This is a genomic window from Curtobacterium sp. NPDC086286 (assembly GCF_044746255.1).
Taxonomy (GTDB): Bacteria; Actinomycetota; Actinomycetes; order Actinomycetales; family Microbacteriaceae; genus Curtobacterium.
In genome coordinates, this window is record NZ_JBIVBW010000009.1 from 149823 (window position 1) to 166826 (window position 17004).

The 17004-nt window shown below is 72.2% G+C and carries 20 protein-coding genes; 10 read left to right on the plus strand and 10 right to left on the minus strand.

Features of this window, described 5'->3' with window-relative positions; all coding sequences use genetic code 11:
* Nucleotides 1-3: 3 nt before the first annotated feature.
* Both ACIPKM_RS16620 and ACIPKM_RS16625 read right to left on the minus strand, forming a co-directional pair.
* A complete protein-coding gene (locus ACIPKM_RS16620) occupies nt 4-657 on the minus strand; it encodes a FadR/GntR family transcriptional regulator (RefSeq protein ID WP_071296426.1) in 654 nt (217 codons plus the stop codon).
* Entirely contained in the window at nt 654-1376 is a 723-nt protein-coding gene (locus tag ACIPKM_RS16625) for an SDR family oxidoreductase (protein ID WP_071296427.1), read from the minus strand. Before ACIPKM_RS16625 ends, ACIPKM_RS16620 begins: the two co-directional genes overlap by 4 nt.
* 61 nt (nt 1377-1437) lie before the next feature.
* On the opposite strand from ACIPKM_RS16625, the gene ACIPKM_RS16630 reads away from it, so the two are divergent.
* Nucleotides 1438-2238 carry an SDR family NAD(P)-dependent oxidoreductase gene (locus ACIPKM_RS16630; RefSeq protein ID WP_071296428.1) on the plus strand — a complete coding sequence of 267 codons (801 nt, stop codon included), beginning with the start codon at nt 1438-1440 and terminating at the stop codon, nt 2236-2238.
* Between the two features lie 28 nt (nt 2239-2266).
* Here ACIPKM_RS16630 and ACIPKM_RS16635 read toward each other — a convergent pair whose 3' ends face one another.
* The 5 genes from ACIPKM_RS16635 to ACIPKM_RS16655 form a co-directional block, all read right to left on the minus strand.
* Nucleotides 2267-2977 carry a sugar phosphate nucleotidyltransferase gene (locus ACIPKM_RS16635; protein WP_139199417.1) on the minus strand — a complete coding sequence of 237 codons (711 nt, stop codon included), beginning with the start codon at nt 2975-2977 and terminating at the stop codon, nt 2267-2269.
* Nucleotides 2950-3990, minus strand: a complete 1041-nt coding sequence (locus ACIPKM_RS16640; protein WP_071296430.1) for a D-alpha-D-heptose-7-phosphate kinase — start codon at nt 3988-3990, stop codon at nt 2950-2952. The genes ACIPKM_RS16635 and ACIPKM_RS16640 overlap by 28 nt, the downstream gene beginning before the upstream one ends.
* Nucleotides 3991-4014: 24 nt before the next feature.
* Nucleotides 4015-4533, minus strand: coding sequence for an HAD-IIIA family hydrolase (locus tag ACIPKM_RS16645; protein ID WP_071296431.1), 519 nt, complete (start codon nt 4531-4533; stop codon nt 4015-4017).
* Nucleotides 4508-5143, minus strand: a complete 636-nt coding sequence (locus ACIPKM_RS16650; protein ID WP_083403493.1) for an SIS domain-containing protein — start codon at nt 5141-5143, stop codon at nt 4508-4510. The genes ACIPKM_RS16645 and ACIPKM_RS16650 overlap by 26 nt, the downstream gene beginning before the upstream one ends.
* A gap of 99 nt (nt 5144-5242) precedes the next feature.
* Nucleotides 5243-5659 carry a MarR family winged helix-turn-helix transcriptional regulator gene (locus ACIPKM_RS16655; protein ID WP_402737146.1) on the minus strand — a complete coding sequence of 139 codons (417 nt, stop codon included), beginning with the start codon at nt 5657-5659 and terminating at the stop codon, nt 5243-5245.
* A gap of 73 nt (nt 5660-5732) precedes the next feature.
* Between ACIPKM_RS16655 and ACIPKM_RS16660 the strand changes: the two genes are divergently transcribed.
* From ACIPKM_RS16660 to mnhG, 7 genes are all read left to right on the plus strand, one after another.
* Nucleotides 5733-6683: a zinc-binding dehydrogenase gene (locus ACIPKM_RS16660; protein WP_402737147.1), complete on the plus strand. Its 951-nt coding sequence runs from the start codon at nt 5733-5735 to the stop codon at nt 6681-6683.
* 109 nt (nt 6684-6792) lie between these two features.
* Complete coding sequence (locus ACIPKM_RS16665; protein ID WP_402737148.1) at nt 6793-9681, plus strand: Na+/H+ antiporter subunit A; 2889 nt, start codon at nt 6793-6795, stop codon at nt 9679-9681.
* Nucleotides 9678-10088 carry a Na(+)/H(+) antiporter subunit C gene (locus ACIPKM_RS16670; protein WP_071303302.1) on the plus strand — a complete coding sequence of 137 codons (411 nt, stop codon included), beginning with the start codon at nt 9678-9680 and terminating at the stop codon, nt 10086-10088. Before ACIPKM_RS16665 ends, ACIPKM_RS16670 begins: the two co-directional genes overlap by 4 nt.
* On the plus strand, nt 10085-11785 hold the full coding sequence (locus ACIPKM_RS16675; protein ID WP_402737149.1) for a Na+/H+ antiporter subunit D: 1701 nt from the start codon (nt 10085-10087) through the stop codon (nt 11783-11785). Before ACIPKM_RS16670 ends, ACIPKM_RS16675 begins: the two co-directional genes overlap by 4 nt.
* Entirely contained in the window at nt 11782-12369 is a 588-nt protein-coding gene (locus tag ACIPKM_RS16680; protein WP_070417259.1) for a Na+/H+ antiporter subunit E, read from the plus strand. The genes ACIPKM_RS16675 and ACIPKM_RS16680 overlap by 4 nt, the downstream gene beginning before the upstream one ends.
* Nucleotides 12366-12710: a hypothetical protein gene (locus ACIPKM_RS16685; protein ID WP_070417260.1), complete on the plus strand. Its 345-nt coding sequence runs from the start codon at nt 12366-12368 to the stop codon at nt 12708-12710. Before ACIPKM_RS16680 ends, ACIPKM_RS16685 begins: the two co-directional genes overlap by 4 nt.
* Nucleotides 12707-13063 (plus strand): monovalent cation/H(+) antiporter subunit G, encoded by a 357-nt coding sequence (gene mnhG / locus ACIPKM_RS16690; RefSeq protein WP_070417261.1) that lies wholly within the window; start codon nt 12707-12709, stop codon nt 13061-13063. Before ACIPKM_RS16685 ends, mnhG begins: the two co-directional genes overlap by 4 nt.
* Before the next feature lie 60 nt (nt 13064-13123).
* Here mnhG and ACIPKM_RS16695 read toward each other — a convergent pair whose 3' ends face one another.
* The gene (locus ACIPKM_RS16695; RefSeq protein ID WP_071296436.1) at nt 13124-14368 is read right to left on the minus strand and encodes an MFS transporter; all 1245 of its coding nucleotides are present in this window, start codon (nt 14366-14368) and stop codon (nt 13124-13126) included.
* 188 nt (nt 14369-14556) lie between these two features.
* Between ACIPKM_RS16695 and ACIPKM_RS16700 the strand changes: the two genes are divergently transcribed.
* Entirely contained in the window at nt 14557-15585 is a 1029-nt protein-coding gene (locus tag ACIPKM_RS16700) for an aldo/keto reductase (RefSeq protein ID WP_071296437.1), read from the plus strand.
* Nucleotides 15586-15612: 27 nt separating this feature from the next.
* Here the strand turns inward: ACIPKM_RS16700 and ACIPKM_RS16705 are convergent, their stop codons facing one another.
* Nucleotides 15613-15846, minus strand: a complete 234-nt coding sequence (locus tag ACIPKM_RS16705) for a hypothetical protein (protein ID WP_071296438.1) — start codon at nt 15844-15846, stop codon at nt 15613-15615.
* 125 nt (nt 15847-15971) lie between these two features.
* Here ACIPKM_RS16705 and soxR point away from each other — a divergent pair, with 125 nt between their 5' ends.
* Nucleotides 15972-16460: a redox-sensitive transcriptional activator SoxR gene (gene soxR / locus ACIPKM_RS16710; protein WP_070417265.1), complete on the plus strand. Its 489-nt coding sequence runs from the start codon at nt 15972-15974 to the stop codon at nt 16458-16460.
* Nucleotides 16461-16523: 63 nt separating this feature from the next.
* Here soxR and ACIPKM_RS16715 read toward each other — a convergent pair whose 3' ends face one another.
* Entirely contained in the window at nt 16524-16970 is a 447-nt protein-coding gene (locus ACIPKM_RS16715; RefSeq protein WP_402716335.1) for a MarR family winged helix-turn-helix transcriptional regulator, read from the minus strand.
* Between the last annotated feature and the right edge of the window lie 34 nt (nt 16971-17004).

Here is a 17004-nt window from a genome sequence, read left to right on the forward strand (position 1 = left end):
CGCTCACGCTCGGTCGACGATCTGTTGCATGGCGCGAGACGCACCGCTCTCGTCGCCGCTTGCGACCGCGCGCGCGACGGCCGCGTGGAGGCCCACGTCGTGCGCGTCGGGGCGGATGCCCGCACGTTCGTCGAGTGCGCGCGCGACCACGCGGTGCAGCCGTCCGTACATCGCGTTCCCGGACAGCTCCAGCACCAGTCGGTGGACCTCGCGGTCTGCCTGGAGGAACGTGGCCGCGTCGTCCGGACCCGTGGCGGCGGCGAGGCGGTCGGCGGCGGCGAGCAGCGCCTCCAGGTCGGCACGGTGCGACGCGTCGGACGCGCGCCCGGCGGCTGCCGCAGCGGCCACCGGCTCGACCGCGCGGCGCAGCGCGCGCAACTCCCCGAGGACGACCCCACGCTCCGGACCGGCGAGCCGCCAGCCGATGACGCGCGGGTCGAGGACGTCCCACTCCGACGCGGGCAGGACCCGGAGCCCGACGCGACGACCGGCGCTGAGGAGGCCGAGACCGACGAGGACGCGGACGGTCTCGCGGACGATGCTGCGGCTCGAGCCCGTGCGGGTGACGAACCCGTCGATGCTGTCGCGGTGCCCCGTCGGCAGCGATCCGTCGACGATCGCGGCGCCGAGCCCGTCGAGCACCCGGTCGAAGATCACCGCTGGGAGACCGGGCTGACCACGAGCTCGTCGACGCGCATGTACGACGGGGCCTCGAGCACGAACGAGACCGAGCGGGCGATGTCCTCCGGCTGGAGCATGACCGCGCGTGCGGCCGCGTCCGGCACCGAGGGGCGCTGGTCGAGGAAGTCGGTGGCGACGTCGCCGGGGCACAGGTGGGTCGCTCGGACGCCGTGCCCGGCCTCCTGCTGGTTGAGCGTCCGGACGACGGAGCCGAGCGCGGTCTTCGACGCCGAGTAGGCGACCCCGGCCCCGGGTTGGAACGACCAGCCCGCGTACGAGGACACGACGACGACGATCCCGCCGGACTCGCGCAGCGCGGGCAGCGCCGCGTCGACGACCGTGACGACGGCGGTGAGGTTGGTGTCGACGATGGCGCGGAAGTCCGGCAGCGACTGGTCGTCCCACCGACGCTCGGGGCTGTTGAGCCCGGCGGCGAGGACGAGTCCGTCGAGCCGCCCGTACTGCGCGAGCAGGGTGTCGCGGGCAGCGGCGACGGCCTCCGGGTCGTTCGCGTCGAGGGGGAGCACGTCCGCCGTCCCACCCTCGTCGCGGATCTCGGTCGCGACCGCGGCGAGCCGGTCCGCCCGGCGTCCGCTGAGCACCACCGTCCAGCCGTCGCGGGCCGCCGCACGAGCGCTCGCCGCTCCCATGCCGCTGCCGCCGCCGGTGATCCAGAGCACGCGTGCGTCGTTCATGGGGGAATAGTATGCCTATTGCTGCGACCGGACCACGGCCGCACCGACGACGGGAGCGACGATGCACCTCGACCTGACCGACCGCGTGGTCGTCGTGACCGGAGCCGCGCGCGGCATCGGTGCCACGATCGCCGCGCGGTTCCACGCTGAGGGGTGCCGGGTCGTCGCGCTCGACCTGGCGTTCGACGAACCCGCTGCCGCGGACGCGCCCGCCTCCGGGGACGAGGCCGCCGCCGGCGCCGCGCTGCCGGTCGACCGGGTGCGCTGCAACGTCGCCGACGCCGACTCCGTCCGCGCCGCCGTGGACGAGGTCGTCGCCCGGCACGGCACGATCGACGTGCTCGTGAACAACGCCGGCATCAACGTCGAGGGTGTCGTCGCCGACCTGCAGTGGGACGACTGGCGCCGCTGCATGGACGTGAACCTCGGCGGGACCTTCCTGATGAGCCAGGCCGTGGCACCCGTGATGCAGGCCGCCGGGCGCGGACGGATCATCAACGCGGCGTCGTTCGCGGCGATCGTACCGAGTGTCGGGAGCGCTGCCTACGCCGCGTCGAAGTCGGCGGTCGTCGCGTTCACCCGGGTGCTCGCATCGGAGCTCGGCCCGTGGGACATCACCGTGAACGCGTACGCCCCGGGGATGGTGCCGACGGCGATGAACGGCTTCGCGACGATGCCCGCCGAGGCACAGGACCGCCTGCTCGACACCCTGTCGCTCCGTCGGTGGGAGACGGCCGACGACGTGGCCGACCTGCTCGTGTTCGTGGCGAGCGACGCCGCCGGGTACATCACGGGGACGCTGCTGGACGTGTCCGGCGGCAAGTTGGCCACCCAGATCCCGGCGCGGGCGCACGGGCGCTGAGGGCGCTGTCCCACGGCCCGTTCGTCCGTCAGCGCTCGCGGAACCAGGCGTCGGCCGCGCGCAGGTCGTCCGGGACCCCGATGTCGAAGAAGGTCGCACCCCCGACGACGAAGGGCGGCCGGAGTTCCGGGATCCTGACCTCCATCACGTCGCGCTCGAACGAGACGAACGGGTCGGCCGGGAACGTCTCGACGAACCGCTTGCGCATGCCGTAGACACCCGCGTTGATCCGCCCCCGCCCCGTCGATCCCTTCTCGCGGAGCGCCACGACGCGCGCGCCGTCCGTGTCGACCCCGCCGAAACGCCCGACGTCGGGGACGGTGGCGAGGGTCATCGCGAAGTCGGCGTCGTCAAGGGCGGCGACGAGCATCGGGAGTTCGGCGGCGCCGTACGTGTCGCCGTTCATCACGACGAAGCGATCGCGGAGCAGGGGGAGGGCGTCCCGGACCGCTCCGCCGGTCCCCCGAGGGCCGGTCTCCGTCGAGTACCGGACCGGGACGCCGGCGAACGCGGAGCCGAAGTGGTCACGGATGACGTCCGCGTGGTGCCCGACGAGCAGGACGAACTCGGTCGCGCCCGCTCGCGCACAGTCCTCGAGCAGCCACTCGAGGAACGGCCGACCGGCAACGGTCGCCATCGGTTTCGGGGTGCTGTCCGGGATCACTCCGCGGAGCCGGGTCCCGAGGCCCCCGGCGAGCACCACCACCTGCATCAGCGCACCGCCTTCGTGACGGGCCACGACTCGACGCCGTGGTGTGTCACGTGGGCTCCCGTCACGGTGCCGCCGCACTCTGATTCGAGCGCACGAGCCACCTCGAGCCGGCGTTCCGGATCGACGACGAGCATCATGAAGCCACCTCCTCCGGCTCCCGAGACCTTGCCGGCGATCATCCCGTGCCGTGAGGCGACCTCGTGGGCTCGCTCGATGGCGGCGTTGCTGATGCTCGCCGCCGTCCGCTTCTTCGCGAGCCAGCCGTCGTTCAGGCTCGCGGCGAACTCCGGGACATCGCCGACGAGGAGCGCGTTCTTCATCCGCTCAGCCTCGGCCCGGACGGTGTGGGTCGCGGCGAGGGCGTCTTCGCGACCGGCGACGACGTTCCCCTGCTGTTGCTCGATGACCACGGCGGAGTCTCGGGACACTCCACCGAAGTACAGAAGGAGCGACGCCTCGAGCTCCGCGTGCACCTCACGCGGGATCCGCAAGGGGTTCACCACGACGCGCTCACGGTCGGCCTCCATGTAGTTGAAACCGCCGAACACTGCGCTGTACTGGTCTTGCCAACCGCCGGCGAGCCCCAGGTCCACGCGCTCGATCTCCCAGGCCGTGCGGGCGAGTTCGTACTGGCCGAGGCTCACGCCGAGGAACTCTGCCATCGCCTGCACCATCGCGACGACGAGCGCCGAGGACGACCCGAGCCCGGACCCCGGTGGCGCATCGACCTCGGTGGCGAGGCGAAGCGCGACGTCGTGGCCGCCGTTGTGGTCGCGGACCATGCGGCGGTACACGGCGACGTGGAGCCCGAAGTCGGAGAGCAGCGCGTCGAGGTCCGCGTGCGCGGCACGGCCGGTGCACTGTCGATCCGGCGAGTGGAACTCGACACCGGACGCTGCCGGGGAGACCGTCGCGTAGGCGTAGCGGTCGATGGTGACGCTGAGGACACGCCCGCCGAAGTCCTCGGAGTAGGGCGACACATCGGTGCCGCCACCGCCGAGACCGAGGCGGAGGGGTGCGCGACTGCGGATGGTGTGCATGGCTGGTCTCCGTTCGGGCGGGTGTCAGGCGATCGACGCGGCGAACGCGGCGAGGGAGGGGAAGGACTGGTCTGCCATGGGGTCCCCGACCCCGATGCGGACGGTGCGGCACCCGCCGGTATGGTGTGCGAGGGCTCGTCCCATCGCGATGTCGGAGTCGGAGTCACCGACCATGGTCGACCGGCTGGGGTCCACCTCAGGGTGGTCGGCGAGCCAGCCGAGCGGCATCCCGGGGAGCGGCTTGCGGCACCGGCAGGTACCGGCGAGGTGCGGGCAGACGAGCACGTCGTCGATGCGCCCACCCGCGGCGGCGACCCGAGCGGTCATCTCGGCATGCACCTCGTCGACGGCACGGGCCGACATGATCCCGCGCCCGACGCCCTGCTGGTTCGTGACGATGACGATCCGAGGTGCCCAGGACGCGAGGGACACGAGCGCGTCGAGCGCCCCCGGGAGGAACTCGAACTCCTCGACGCTCCGGACGTAGTCACCGGCGATCCGCCGGTTGACCACGCCGTCACGGTCGAGGAAGAGCGGCCACATCGGCGGACTCGAAGGCGCAGGGGCGCTCGGCGGGGAGCTTGTACTCGTCGGCGAAGAGCACGTGCTCGACACGCTCCGAGATCGCGTGGACGAAGACGATGTGCGACTCCTGGATCCGGCCGGTCTCGTTCGACGGGATGCGGAGCGCGATGTCGGCCAGGGCTGCGAGTGCGCCGCCACCGGCACCGGTCATGGCGACGACGGAGACCCCGTGGACCCGTGCGGCCTCGGCTGCGCGGACGATGCTCGCGGAGTCACCCGAGGTGCTGATGGCCACCAGCAGGTCGCCTCGACGTGCGGAGCCGGTCAGCGCCCGGGCGAAGACGCTCTCGTAGTCGTAGTCGTTGGCGACCGCGGTCATGTGAGAGGCGTTGCCGTGCAGCGCTTCGGCTGCGAGGGGCGGTCGGTCGAAGATGAAGTGACCGCTCAGTTCGGCCGCGAAGTGCTGCGCGTCGGCGGCGCTGCCACCGTTGCCACAGAAGTAGACGCGGCCGCCGCTGCGGTAGGTGGCGATCATGGCGTCCGCCACTGCATCGGCCGCGTCGAGCAGCGTTCGATCCTGGAGCACTCGCTCCTTCACTGCGATGGTGTCGCGGAAGATTCGTTCCATGCTGCGCATCGGGCTGCCTCTCGTTCGCGCACCGGAGGTGGGTGCGGAACCATGCTACCTTGTCGAAATATCACACGCAAGCATTTCATATTCGAAGACTCAGCGCAGCATCCGCTCCAGCAACACCCGCAGCTCCCCCCGCTCCCCCACGGACAACCGGGTGGTCAGGGGCAGCAGCGACTCCCGGATCGCCGCCTCGAGCGATCGGGCGACGTCGAGCCCGGCATCGGTGATGACGACGTCCACCGCCCGGGCGTCCTCGGCGTTCGGCACCCGCCTGAGCAGCCCCTTGGCCGACGCGCGCGCCACCAGCCCGGTCATCGTCGACTTCTCGAGGCCGAGGTGCTGCGCCAGGTCGCCGATCCGCATCCGCCGGTCACGCAGGATCGCGAGGACACGCAGCTGCGTCAGCGACAGCCCGGCATCCGCCGCGATGCCGGTCAGGGCACCCATCGTCCGGAACGCACTCTCGCCGAGGGCGTCGACGAGCCGCTCGTCCTCCGTCATCTCCTGCATACCGACAGCCTACTTGACTCACTTCGTGTTACGAACTACTTTGTTCGTAACACGAACCTTTCAGGAGGCAGTCATGCACGCAGCCGTCGTCACCGAGTTCGGCCGGTCCCCGGTCTGGCAGGAGTTCACCGACCCCGTCCCCACCGCCGACGAGGTGGTCGTCGACGTCGTCGCCGCCGGACTCCACCCACGGGTGCGGTCCCAGGCCGACGGCTCGCACTACACGAGCGAGGGGGCGCTCCCCCTCGTCCCGGGCGTCGACGCGGTCGGGCGGTTCCCCGACGGGACGCTCCGCTACTTCGCCGTCGCGAGCGACACCCGCGGCACGATGGCCGAACGGGTCGCCGTGGACCCGCGGGCGAGCGTCGTCCTGCCCGAGGGTGCCGACCCGGTCGCGGTCGCCGCCGGCGCGAACCCCGTGATGTCCTCGTGGGTAGCGCTCCGACGCCGCATCGACTTCGCCGCCGGCAGCCGTGTCCTCGTGCTCGGCGCGACGGGCGCCTCCGGCTCCGCGGCGGTGCAGGTCGCGAAGCACCTCGGCGCCGAGCACGTCGTCGCGAGCGGACGGGACGCGACACGACTCGGAGCGCTGCCGGCACTCGGCGCGGACGTCGTGGTCCCGCTCGACGACGTCGACGTCGACGCCGTCGGTGCGGCAGCCGCGGACGTCGACGTCGTGATCGACTACGTGTGGGGCCAGCCCGCCGCGGACGTCATGCGCGCACTCGTCACGGCGCGACAGGAGCGCGGACGCCGGCTCGACTGGGTGGCGATCGGCTCCACGGCGGGCCAGGAGGCGCGGATCCCCTCCGCAGCGCTCCGTGCGTCCGGCCTGACCATCGTCGGGAGCGGCCAGGGTTCCGTCGGTCGGGCGGCGTTCGTCGCGGAACTCCCGGGGATCGTGGCGGCGATCGCCGACGGCACGATCCGGGTGGACGCGACGGCGGTGCGCATGGCGGAGGTCGAGGCGGCCTGGGCCGGACAGGTCGGTGGGTCGACGGGCAGAGTGGTGCTGGAAGCCTGATCCTCGATCGGCCTCCCTGTCCGCCCACTCAGGAACTCCACATCCCCTTCTCCGTAGGCTGTGAGGGCCCAGTGAGCCGGACTGCAGCCCGACCCCGAGGAGGTGCCCGATGGTCATCGTCCTCGTCGCGTTCGCGATCGTCGCCCTGATCGTCCCCGCCCTGACCCCCGTCCTCGGCCGCCGCGTCTTCTACGTGGCGGCCCTCGCACCGGCAGCAGCCGCGGTCCTGACCGTCGCGCAGACCGGTCCGGCGTTGCACGGCGCGGTCACGGAGCGGTTCGAGTGGGTGCCGCAGCTCGACCTCGCGATCGCCCTGCGGATGGACGCCCTCTCGTGGGTCCTCGCCCTCGTGGTGACCGTGGTCGGTGCCCTCGTGCTCGTGTACTGCGCCACGTACTTCGGGCCGGACGAACCCGGACTCGGTCGGTTCGCCGGGGTCCTCACCGCCTTCGCCGGGTCGATGTACGGGCTCGTGGTCGCCGACGACGTCATCGTGCTGTTCGTCCTCTGGGAAGCGACGACGGTCTTCTCCTACCTGCTGATCGGCCACGACTCGGTGAAGCGTGCCAGTCGCGCGGCGGCGATGCAGGCGCTCGTGGTCACCACCGCCGGTGGTCTGGCGATGCTCGCCGGTCTCGTGGTGCTGTCGGTGACCGCCGGGACGACGTCGCTCTCCGGGATCGTCCAGGACCCTCCGTCGGGGACGATCGTCTCGGTGTCCGTCGTGCTCGTCCTGCTCGGCGCGCTGACGAAGTCCGCCATCGTGCCGTTCCACTTCTGGCTCCCCGCCGCGATGGCCGCCCCGACCCCGGTCAGCGCGTACCTCCACGCCGCGGCGATGGTCAAGGCCGGCATCTACCTCGTCGCCCGGCTCGCGCCCGCGTTCGCGCTCCTCGGCGGGTGGCGCGAGACCATCACCGTGCTCGGGGTGCTCGGCATGCTCATCGGTGGGTACCGTGCGCTCCGGCAGACCGACATCAAGCTCCTGCTCGCCTACGGCACGGTCGCCCAGCTCGGGTTCCTCGTGCTCGCGGCCGGGTGGGGTGCGCCCGAGGTCGCCCTCGGCGGGGTGGCGCTGCTGGTGGCCCACGCGGCGTTCAAGTCGACCCTGTTCCTCGTCGTCGGTGCGATCGACCACGTCACGGGTACCCGCGACCTCGCGCGCCTGAGCGGCCTCGGACGCCGGATGCCCTGGCTCACCGTCGTGGCCGTCCTCGCACTGCTGTCGATGGCGGGCATCCCGCCGACGATCGGCTTCGTCGCGAAGGAGGCCGTGCTCACCGGCTTCATCGACTCGCTGCACGGCCCCGACGCCGGGTGGGCGTGGTTCGCGCTCATCGGCGTGACGATCGGCTCGGTGCTCACCGTGGCCTACTCGCTGCGGTTCCTGTGGGGCGCCTTCGCCCGGAAGCCCGGCGTGCCCGACACCGAACCGCACGGCCTGCACGGCCTCGGCGTCGTCCCGTCGGTCCTCGCACTCACAGGTCTCGCGCTCGGCCTCGCGACGCCCCTCGTGGCGCACGGCATCGAGCCGGCCGCGCACGCCGCCGCCCTCCCCGGCGAGGTCCCGCACCTCGCGCTCTGGCACGGTCTCGAGCCGGCGCTCGGCCTCTCCGCGGTGACGCTCGTCGGCGGTCTCGCGCTGTTCGCCCTGCGCCGTCCGGTCGAGGCGCTCCAGCACCGCCTCGCGGGTTCCCCCAGCGCGTCGAGCATCTACCGACACCTCATGCGCGGGCTCGACCGGGTGGCCACGGGCCTCACCGCCGGGGTCCAGCGCGGTTCGCTCCCCTACTACCTGACCGTCATCCTGTCGGTGTTCGTCGCCGGGGCGCTCGTCAACCTGGTCATCGGCGGACCGTGGGCGTTCCACGTCCGGTTCGCCGATTCGTGGGGACAGATCCCCGTCGTCCTCGTCATGTCGATCGCCGCGATCGCCGTCCTCACCGCCAAGACCCGGTTCGCCGCAGCGGTGCTGGTCGGTGTGACCGGGTACGGCATGTCCGTCCTGTTCGTGCTGCACGGAGCGGTCGACCTCGCGCTGACCCAGCTCGTGGTCGAGACGGTGACGCTCATCGCGTTCGTGCTCGTGCTGCGCCGGCTCCCCCCGCGGATCGCCACCGCGAACCCGTCCCGCTTCCGGGTCGTGCGGGCGCTCTTCGCGGGCCTCGCCGGGCTGACCCTCGCGATCGTGGTCGTCGTCGCCGCGTCGGCACGGACGGCCGAGCCGCTCTGGCCGGACCTGCCGGCGTTGACGAGCTCGTTCGGGCACGGCCTGAACGTCGTGAACGTGGCCCTCGTCGACCTCCGAGGCTGGGACACCCTCGGCGAGCTGACCGTCGTGGTCGCCGCCGCGACGGGCGTCGCGAGCCTGATCTTCGTGAACTCCCGCGAGGACACGCTCCCCCGCCTCCGCGACCTGCCGGCCCGGCTGACCGCCGACCGCGACGAGCGCACGGACGGCGAGCCCCGCGCCTGGCTGCCGACGAGCGCCGCGATCCCGACCGGCCGCTCGGCGCTGCTCGACGTCGTCGTCCGCCTGCTGTTCCACGGCCTGATCGTCCTGTCGGTCTACCTGCTCTTCGCCGGGCACAACGCGGCGGGCGGCGGGTTCGCCGGCGGTCTCGTCGCGGGCATCGCCCTCGCGGCCCGGTACCTCGCGGGTGGCCCGGCCGAGCTCGGCGCCGCGGCCCCGGTCCGGGCCGGACGCCTGCTCGGACTCGGCGTCGCCACGGCCGCGATCACCGCCCTCGTGCCGATGTTCTTCGGCAGGGAAGCCCTGTACTCCGAGTTCTTCGAGGCCACCGTCCCGGTGCTCGGCCACGTCGAGTTCGTCACCGCCACGTTCTTCGACATCGGCGTGTACCTCGTGGTCGTCGGCCTCGTGCTCGACGTCCTCCGCAGCCTCGGCGCCGAGGTCGACCGGCAGCGGCTCGAAGACGCCTCGACGCCCGTGCAGGACATGACCGAAGCCCCCACCCCGGAAGGGAGCGCCACGTGACCGTCACCCTCGTGCTCGTCATCGCGATGGCGGTGCTGTTCTCCTGCGGGGTCTACCTGCTCCTCGAACGCTCCCTGACCCGGATGCTGCTCGGCTTCCTCCTGCTCGGGAACGCCCTCAACCTGCTGCTCCTCGTGATGTCCGGTGCTGCCGGCAACCCGCCGATCGGCAAGACCTCCGAGGGCATCACGGACCCGCTCCCCCAGGCGTTCGCCCTGACCGCGATCGTCATCACCTTCGCCGTGAGCGCGTTCCTGTTGGCCCTCATCCACCGCTCGTGGAAGCTCTCCCGCGCCGACGAGGTCGAGGTCGACGAGGCCGACGTCGCGATCGGTCGGGAACGCGACGAACCCGCGGACGAAGACCCCGAGACCACCACCGACGCAGAACAGGAGGCGACCCGATGACCTGGCTCGTCCCGCTCCTCGTCCTCGTCCCGCTGCTCGGCGCCGCGGTCGCGCTCGGACTCCTCAACCACCAGAAGCTGCAGCGCGCGATCACCGTCGTGGTGCTCGTCGTCGCCCTGGCCGTCGCCGCGACCCTGATGGTGCTCGTCGACCAGCACGGCACGATCGTGGTGCAGGTCGGCGGCTGGGACGCCCCGTACGGCATCTCGCTCGTGGTCGACCGGCTGAGCGCGCTGCTCCTCACCGTGAGCGCGAGCGTGCTCCTCGTCGTCCTGCTCTTCTCGATCGGACAGGGGCTCGCGGCCGACGACGGCGAGGCGCCGGTCACGATCTTCTACCCGACGTACCTCGTGCTCGCCGCCGGCGTGCTCGACTCCTTCATCGCCGGAGACCTCTTCAACCTGTACGTCGCGTTCGAGATGCTGCTGGTGGCGAGCTACGTGCTCATCACCCTCGGTGGCAGCGAGCAGCGCGTCCGGGCGGGCACCACGTACATCGTGACGAGCCTCATCGCGTCGGCCATCTTCCTCGCGGCGATCGGCCTCGTGTACGGCGCCACCGGCACGGTCAACATCGCCCAGATCAGCGAGCGGATGGCTGCCCTGCCCGAGCACGTGCAGCTGCTCCTCCACACGATGCTGCTCATCGGCTTCGGCATCAAGGCCGCCGTGTTCCCACTGGCGTTCTGGCTGCCGGACTCCTACCCGACCGCGCCGGCCCCGGTGACGGCGGTGTTCGCGGGCCTGCTGACGAAGGTCGGCATCTACGCGATCATCCGGCTCGAGACGATCATCTTCCCGAGACCGCAGCTCAACACCGTGCTCCTCATCGTGGCGATCCTGACGATGGTGGTGGGCGTGCTCGGTGCGGTGTCGCAGACCGACGTGAAACGACTGCTGTCCTTCACGCTCATCAGCCACATCGGGTTCATGGTGATGGGCGTCGGCCTCGGTTCGGTCGCCGGGACGGCCGCCGCGGTGTTCTACACGGTCCACCACATCGTCGTGCAGACGACGCTCTTCCTGGTCTCGGGGCTGATGGAACGCGTCGGCGGCACGACCTCGACCCGATCGCTCGGCGGGCTGCTCAAGGCCGCCCCGCTGCTCGCCGCGCTCTACCTCGTGCCGGCGTTCAACCTCGGTGGCATCCCGCCGTTCTCCGGCTTCATCGGCAAGCTCGGCCTCTTCCGTGCCGCGGCGATCGACAGCTCACCCCTCGCCTACGCGACGATCGCCGCCGGTGTCGTGACGAGCCTCCTGACCCTGTACGCGCTCATGCGCGTCTGGGACGCCGCGTTCTGGCGTCCGAAGCCCGCGGCCGAGGCAGCGGCCCCGCACGCGAGCACCGCAGAGCCGCACGCCCACCTGCGGTCGCCGGAACCGGCGCCGCTGACCGTGTCCGAGGACACGGGCAAGGCGTTCCACCCAGGAGGCTCGGTGACGGTCACCGACGCACCCCACGCGAGTCGCGCCTCCAGTCCGGAGACCGCACCGACGGCCACGCAGGACGGCGTCGGCGAAGCCCCCACGCGCGTGAAGCTGCCGCGCATGCTCGTCGGCGTGACGACCGTGGCCGTCCTCGGGTCGGTCGCCCTGACCGTCGTGGCCGGCCCGCTGTACGGCTACGCGACCCGCGCGGCGGAGTCGCTCGAGTCCCCGGACCGCTACGTGCAGGCCGTGCTCGGGGGGACGCGATGACCGCGGACAGCACCCGTCGGATCACGAACGCGCGGCGCATCGCCGTCGCGTGGCGCTACGACGTCCCGCTCGTCGCCGGGCTGACCGTGCTCTGGGCGCTGCTCTGGGGTTCGTGGACGCCGCTGACCCTGCTGTGCGGGATCGTCGTCGCGCTGCTCGTGACGCAGTTGCTCCCGCTGCCGCCGGTGCCGCTGTCCGCCCGGTTCTCGATCCCGCACGCCGCGTGGTTCCTGGTGGTGTGGTCCGGGCTGGTCGTGCTCGCCTCGTTCCGAGTCGCCTGGGTCGCGCTCCGCCCACGCGGGGTCCGGCGGAGTTCGATCACGCTCGTCCAGCTCCACACCACCTCCGAGATGACGTTCACCCTGGCGACGCTCGCGATCTCCCTCGTGCCGGGGTCCTACGTCGCCGACGTCGACCTGCGACGCCGCCGGCTGCTCCTGCACGTCCTCGACACCGAGCGGGTCGAGCAGGTCGACGCGGCCCGCCGTGAGGCCCTCGGCATCGAGACGCTCGTCATCCGGGCGCTCGGGTCGAAGCAGGACCTCTCCGAACTGTCCGAACCCCTGCCGGAGGTCACGCGATGAGCGCCGCAGTCGTCGTCATGGGCATCGCGATCGCCCTGGTGCTCGCGCTGCTCGGGGCCACCCTCGTGCTCGCCGTCCTCCGCATCGTGCGGGGCCCGACCATCCTCGACCGGATGATCGGCTCGGACATGGTGCTGACGACCGCGCTCGTGGTGATCGGCGCCGCGATGGTGATCCGGCGGGACCTGACGGCCGTACCCGTCCTCGTGGTGATCGCAGCGACGAGCGTCTTCGCCACGATCGCCGTCGCCCGTGCGGTCACCCCGTCCTCCGATCCGTCCGACGAGGGGCTGACCGTGACCACGCCCGAGCACGCCGACGACCAGGAGCGTCCCCAGTGATCGACATCATCCAGGGGTTCATCGACGGCGCCGGGGTCCGCGCGTGGATCGCCGTCGGGCTGCTGCTCGTCGGGGCGGTGCTGTCGCTCGGCGCCGGCGTCGGGATCGTCCGGTTCCCCGACCCGCTCGTCCGGCTGCACGCGATGGCGAAGCCGCAGGTGCTCGGGCTGGCGTTCGCCCTCGCCGCGATCGTGGTCGCCGTGTGGACGTGGACGGCGCTGTGGGTCGTCCTGCCGATCATGGTGTTCCAGCTGTTCCTCGTGCCGGTGTCGACGCACATGATCGCCCGCGCGGGGCTGCGGGCGGACGACTACCGCCACGAGGACCTGCTGGTCGACGACACGGAGTCGTGACCAGGTGACGGAATGGAGGGACGGTGCGGGCCCGCACCGTCCCTCCAGGCCGTCAAGCGGTCACGCGTGTGCGCGACGCGAGAGCACGAGGTTCGCCACCGCGGCGAGCACGACGACCGCCGCGGACGCGGCCGGCAGCAGCATCGCGGCGTCGGCCCCGTGCTGCTGGGCGACGTCGCCCGTGATCGCCGACGCGATGGACTGCCCCACGATCACGGCGGAACCGAGGATCGTCATGGTGGTCGCCGAGCGCCCGACGGGTGAGCGGTCGGAACCGAGACTGTACTGCGCGACCAGGGTCGGACCGATCCCGATCCCCATCACCGCGAGCACGACCCCCACGGCGACGACGGAACCGGCCTGCGAGAACCAGACGGCACCGCCGAGCAGCACGACGCCGAACACGAGCCACCGCCACCCGAGGGCGAACCCGCGCGGGAACGCCGCGGAGCCGAGGGCGAGCCCCGCGGAGCCGATGCCCATCAGGCCGTAGAGCAATCCCGCCTGCGAGGGCTCGCCGTGGGTCTCCATGAAGGCGGTCAGCGCGGTGAGCGTCGAGCCGAAGAACAGGCCGACGCCGAGGATCCCGAGGACCACCACGACGAGCCGGGGCCGCAGGAGCTGACGGGCCGGTGCCTGCTCGAGCTCCTCGTGCCGGCCGACGACGAGCTTGCCGGTCGGGTGCAGCGCGAACGCCGTGACGAAGACGAACGTCAGCGCGGAGGCACCGGCGACGGCGACCCACGGCGCGATCGCACTCGCGAGGATCCCGACGAGGAACGGGCCGATGATGAACACGGTCTCGTCGGCCGCGGACTCGTAGGCCATCGTGCCGCTGAGGACCTTGCCGCGACGTGCCGGGGCCATCCGCTGCCCGATGATCGCGACGAGCCGGGTCCGGGACATCGGGGCGACCTGGGGCGCCGAGGCCCCGATGCAGAACGCGAGTGCGAGCACGGCGACGTCCGGAGCGGTGCCGTCCACCACGAAGGGGAACACCCCGAGCAGCACGGCGTTCACCAGCCCGACGGGGACGAGCACGTTCCGCTGGCCGAAGCGGTCCGCGGCGGCACCGACCAGCGGGCCGAAGACCGCGGCGCCGATGCCGACCGACGCGGAGTTGACGCCGCCGAGCGCCACGGAGTCGCGCGCGGAGACGACGAGCGTCAGCACGCCGACGACCATCATCGCGAAGGGGAGCCGGGCGACGAACGCGACGGGGAAGTACCAGCGTCCGGCGTGGGCGACGAGCGAGCGGTCGTCGGTGGTGGCGGGCGCGGGCGCGGTGGAACGGGTGTGGAGCATGGAGGTGTGCCTTCTCGGCCCGGCCGGGGATCTCCTGGGGCGGACCCATCGGGTGCCGCCGTTGTCCGTCGGGGTGTCGACGGCCGGTAGATACACACTGCGTGTTGGTGGAACGGCCCCAGGGTACCAGCGGTAACGGTTCGTCACCCGGGGCCCGGTGTCACGGGCGTCCTCCTATCGTGGCCGCCATGGAACAGCGACGCATGGGGCGGACGGGGGCTCCCGTCAGCGCGCTGACCCTGGGGAGCCGTGCCGTGTCGACGGTCGCCGAGCGGGACGTGGACGACGCCGTCCGACTCGTCCACGAGGCGCTCGTGCGCGGGGTCACCGCGGTGGACGTGTCCGACGCGGAGGGGGCGGGCCTCGCCGAGACCGTCCTCGGTGCCGCACTCGGCGACCGCCGCGACGACGTGTTCCTGGCGGTGCGGTTCGGGGACCCGGTCGACCGGGACCCGTCGCACCACGGCAACGGACGGCGGTGGATGTTCCGCGCGGTCGAACGGAGTCTCGAACGGCTCGGCACCGACGTCATCGACCTCTACCAGCCGGCACACCCGGACCCGGCGACCTCGCTCGACGAGACCCTCGACGCGCTCGCCGACCTCGTCACGCAGGGCAAGATCCGCGCCTTCGGGATCCCGGGCTTCCCGGCCGAGGAGCTCGTCGAGGCGCAGTGGCTCCGGTCGGGCGGGAAGAGTGCCAGCGCGACGCACGCCCCGTACTCGATCCTCACCCGGACGGCGGAGCGGACGACCTTCCCGGTCGCCCGACGGTTCGGGCTCGGTGTGCTCGCGGCCGCGCCCCTCGCGGGTGGCTGGCTCGCGGGTGCGTACCGGAACGGTACCGTGCAGCCCCGGTCGCCGCGGGTGGTGGAGCAGCCGCACGCGTACGACATCGGCGCCCCGGCGAACCGTCGGAAGCTCGACGTCGCCGACCGCCTGGGGCACCTCGCGGACGAGTCCGGGCTCACCCTGCTCGAGCTCGCGGTGGGGTTCGCGCTCACCCACCCGGACGTGTCGAGCGTGGTGATCGGTCCGCGGACGGTCTCGCACGTGGACGCGTACGCGCAGGCGGCCGAGGTGGTGCTCGACGACGAGGTGCTCGACGCCATCGACCGGGTCGTGCCGCCGGGGACGCACGTGCTGGAACGCGACACGGGGGTGGAGCTGCCGGGGCTCAGCCGGGAGCGGCTCCGCGGCCGCGTCCTCACCCACTGACGCGAGGACCGCGTCAGCGGGAGGCGATCAGCGGTACGCGACCGTGCTGACCGCGGCGTGCGCGACCATGACCGGCAGGGCCAGTGCGTGCGGGAGCCGAGCGGCGGCGCGCTCGAGCCGACCGAGCACGCCGTCGAGGGCGAGCGGCTGGCGGGTGGCGCCGGTCGCGTCGGTCGCGTCGGCGGTGCCGGTGGCGCGTGCGGGAGCGACCGGACGGGCGGTCGTGGTGCGGGCGGTGCGGGGCTGCAGGATCGTGGTCATGGTCGGACCTCCGGGTCGGGAGCCGCCCCTCGCGGCTCGTGGTACACAACATATTGGACATCAGTTCTCATGTCAACTGCTATGTCACGCGGTCTCGACGACTCCCGCGTCGTAGGATCTCGACCATGGTGGAGATCCCGCGTCCGAGCCCGACCGACCTCCTCACGATCGGCGAGGTCGTCGCCCGGACCGGGGTCGCAGCGTCGGCCCTGCACTTCTACGAGCGCAAGGGCCTCATCCACCCCGAGCGCACCGCCGGCGGCACCCGCCTCTACCCACGACACGTCGAGCGGCGCATCGCGATCATCCAGGTCGCCAAGCGCCTCGGGATCCCGCTGAGCGAGGTCGCCGAGCAGTTCGAGACGCTGCCCTCCGACCGCATGCCGTCGCTGCGGGACTGGAACCGCCTGAACGAGCGGTGGCGGGCACGACTCCGCGCTCGGCAGCTCGAACTGGAGCGCCTGCAGGAGGAGATGACGCAGTGCATCGGCTGCGGCTGCGTGTCGCTGAACGCCTGCCTCGTGATGAACCCGGGCGACGAGCTCGGTGCCGAGGGGCACGGAGCCCGTCGGTTGCTGCCGATCGCGGACGAGGTGCCGGACCGGACCGTTTGACGGCCAGGAGGGACGGTGCGGGCCCGACCCGCGCCTCCAGGCCGTCGACCGGCCGCGTCGCGGTCAGCGCGTCGCGTCGCGCAGGTGGCCGTCGATGCGCGTGAGCGTCGCGAACGTCGTCGCCACACCCTCGTCGTCGCCCCCGAGCGCCTGCCGGAGCATGCCGGCCCAGTGCGCGTGCAGCCGTTCGATGCTGCCCGCGGCGAGCTCGGTCGAGTACAGCTGCACGGTCCGGGCGTCGTCCGGGTCGGGCCGACGCTCGACCATCCCCTTCGCCACGAGCGACCCGACCGCGACGCTGAGGTTGCTGCGCTTGAGGGCCGTCGCCTCGGCCACCGCGCTCGGCGTCGACCCGGGGTTCCGGTCGACCCAGCGCATCACGAGGGCCTCGGTACCGGTGAGCGGCACGATGTCGAGCGACCTCGCACCGTGCGGGTCGATCTCGCGCGAGATCCGGAGCACGACGTCGGCGAGCTCGGCGAGGAGGTCGTCGGACGGCGCGGATCCCATGCCGTCACCCTACCGACGTCGCGCATCAGTTATG

Coding starts and splice junctions, on each gene's coding strand:
- ACIPKM_RS16660 (WP_402737147.1), top strand. CDS start 5,733: ATGCACGCAGCCGTCGTCACCGAGTTCGGCCGGTCCCCGGTCTGGCAG.
- ACIPKM_RS16685 (WP_070417260.1), top strand. CDS start 12,366: ATGAGCGCCGCAGTCGTCGTCATGGGCATCGCGATCGCCCTGGTGCTC.
- ACIPKM_RS16715 (WP_402716335.1), bottom strand. CDS start 16,970: ATGGGATCCGCGCCGTCCGACGACCTCCTCGCCGAGCTCGCCGACGTC.
- ACIPKM_RS16665 (WP_402737148.1), top strand. CDS start 6,793: ATGGTCATCGTCCTCGTCGCGTTCGCGATCGTCGCCCTGATCGTCCCC.
- ACIPKM_RS16705 (WP_071296438.1), bottom strand. CDS start 15,846: ATGACCACGATCCTGCAGCCCCGCACCGCCCGCACCACGACCGCCCGT.
- ACIPKM_RS16640 (WP_071296430.1), bottom strand. CDS start 3,990: ATGCACACCATCCGCAGTCGCGCACCCCTCCGCCTCGGTCTCGGCGGT.
- ACIPKM_RS16645 (WP_071296431.1), bottom strand. CDS start 4,533: ATGTGGCCGCTCTTCCTCGACCGTGACGGCGTGGTCAACCGGCGGATC.
- ACIPKM_RS16625 (WP_071296427.1), bottom strand. CDS start 1,376: ATGAACGACGCACGCGTGCTCTGGATCACCGGCGGCGGCAGCGGCATG.
- ACIPKM_RS16630 (WP_071296428.1), top strand. CDS start 1,438: ATGCACCTCGACCTGACCGACCGCGTGGTCGTCGTGACCGGAGCCGCG.
- soxR (WP_070417265.1), top strand. CDS start 15,972: ATGGTGGAGATCCCGCGTCCGAGCCCGACCGACCTCCTCACGATCGGC.
- ACIPKM_RS16655 (WP_402737146.1), bottom strand. CDS start 5,659: ATGCAGGAGATGACGGAGGACGAGCGGCTCGTCGACGCCCTCGGCGAG.
- ACIPKM_RS16650 (WP_083403493.1), bottom strand. CDS start 5,143: ATGGAACGAATCTTCCGCGACACCATCGCAGTGAAGGAGCGAGTGCTC.
- ACIPKM_RS16695 (WP_071296436.1), bottom strand. CDS start 14,368: ATGCTCCACACCCGTTCCACCGCGCCCGCGCCCGCCACCACCGACGAC.
- ACIPKM_RS16700 (WP_071296437.1), top strand. CDS start 14,557: ATGGAACAGCGACGCATGGGGCGGACGGGGGCTCCCGTCAGCGCGCTG.
- ACIPKM_RS16680 (WP_070417259.1), top strand. CDS start 11,782: ATGACCGCGGACAGCACCCGTCGGATCACGAACGCGCGGCGCATCGCC.
- ACIPKM_RS16675 (WP_402737149.1), top strand. CDS start 10,085: ATGACCTGGCTCGTCCCGCTCCTCGTCCTCGTCCCGCTGCTCGGCGCC.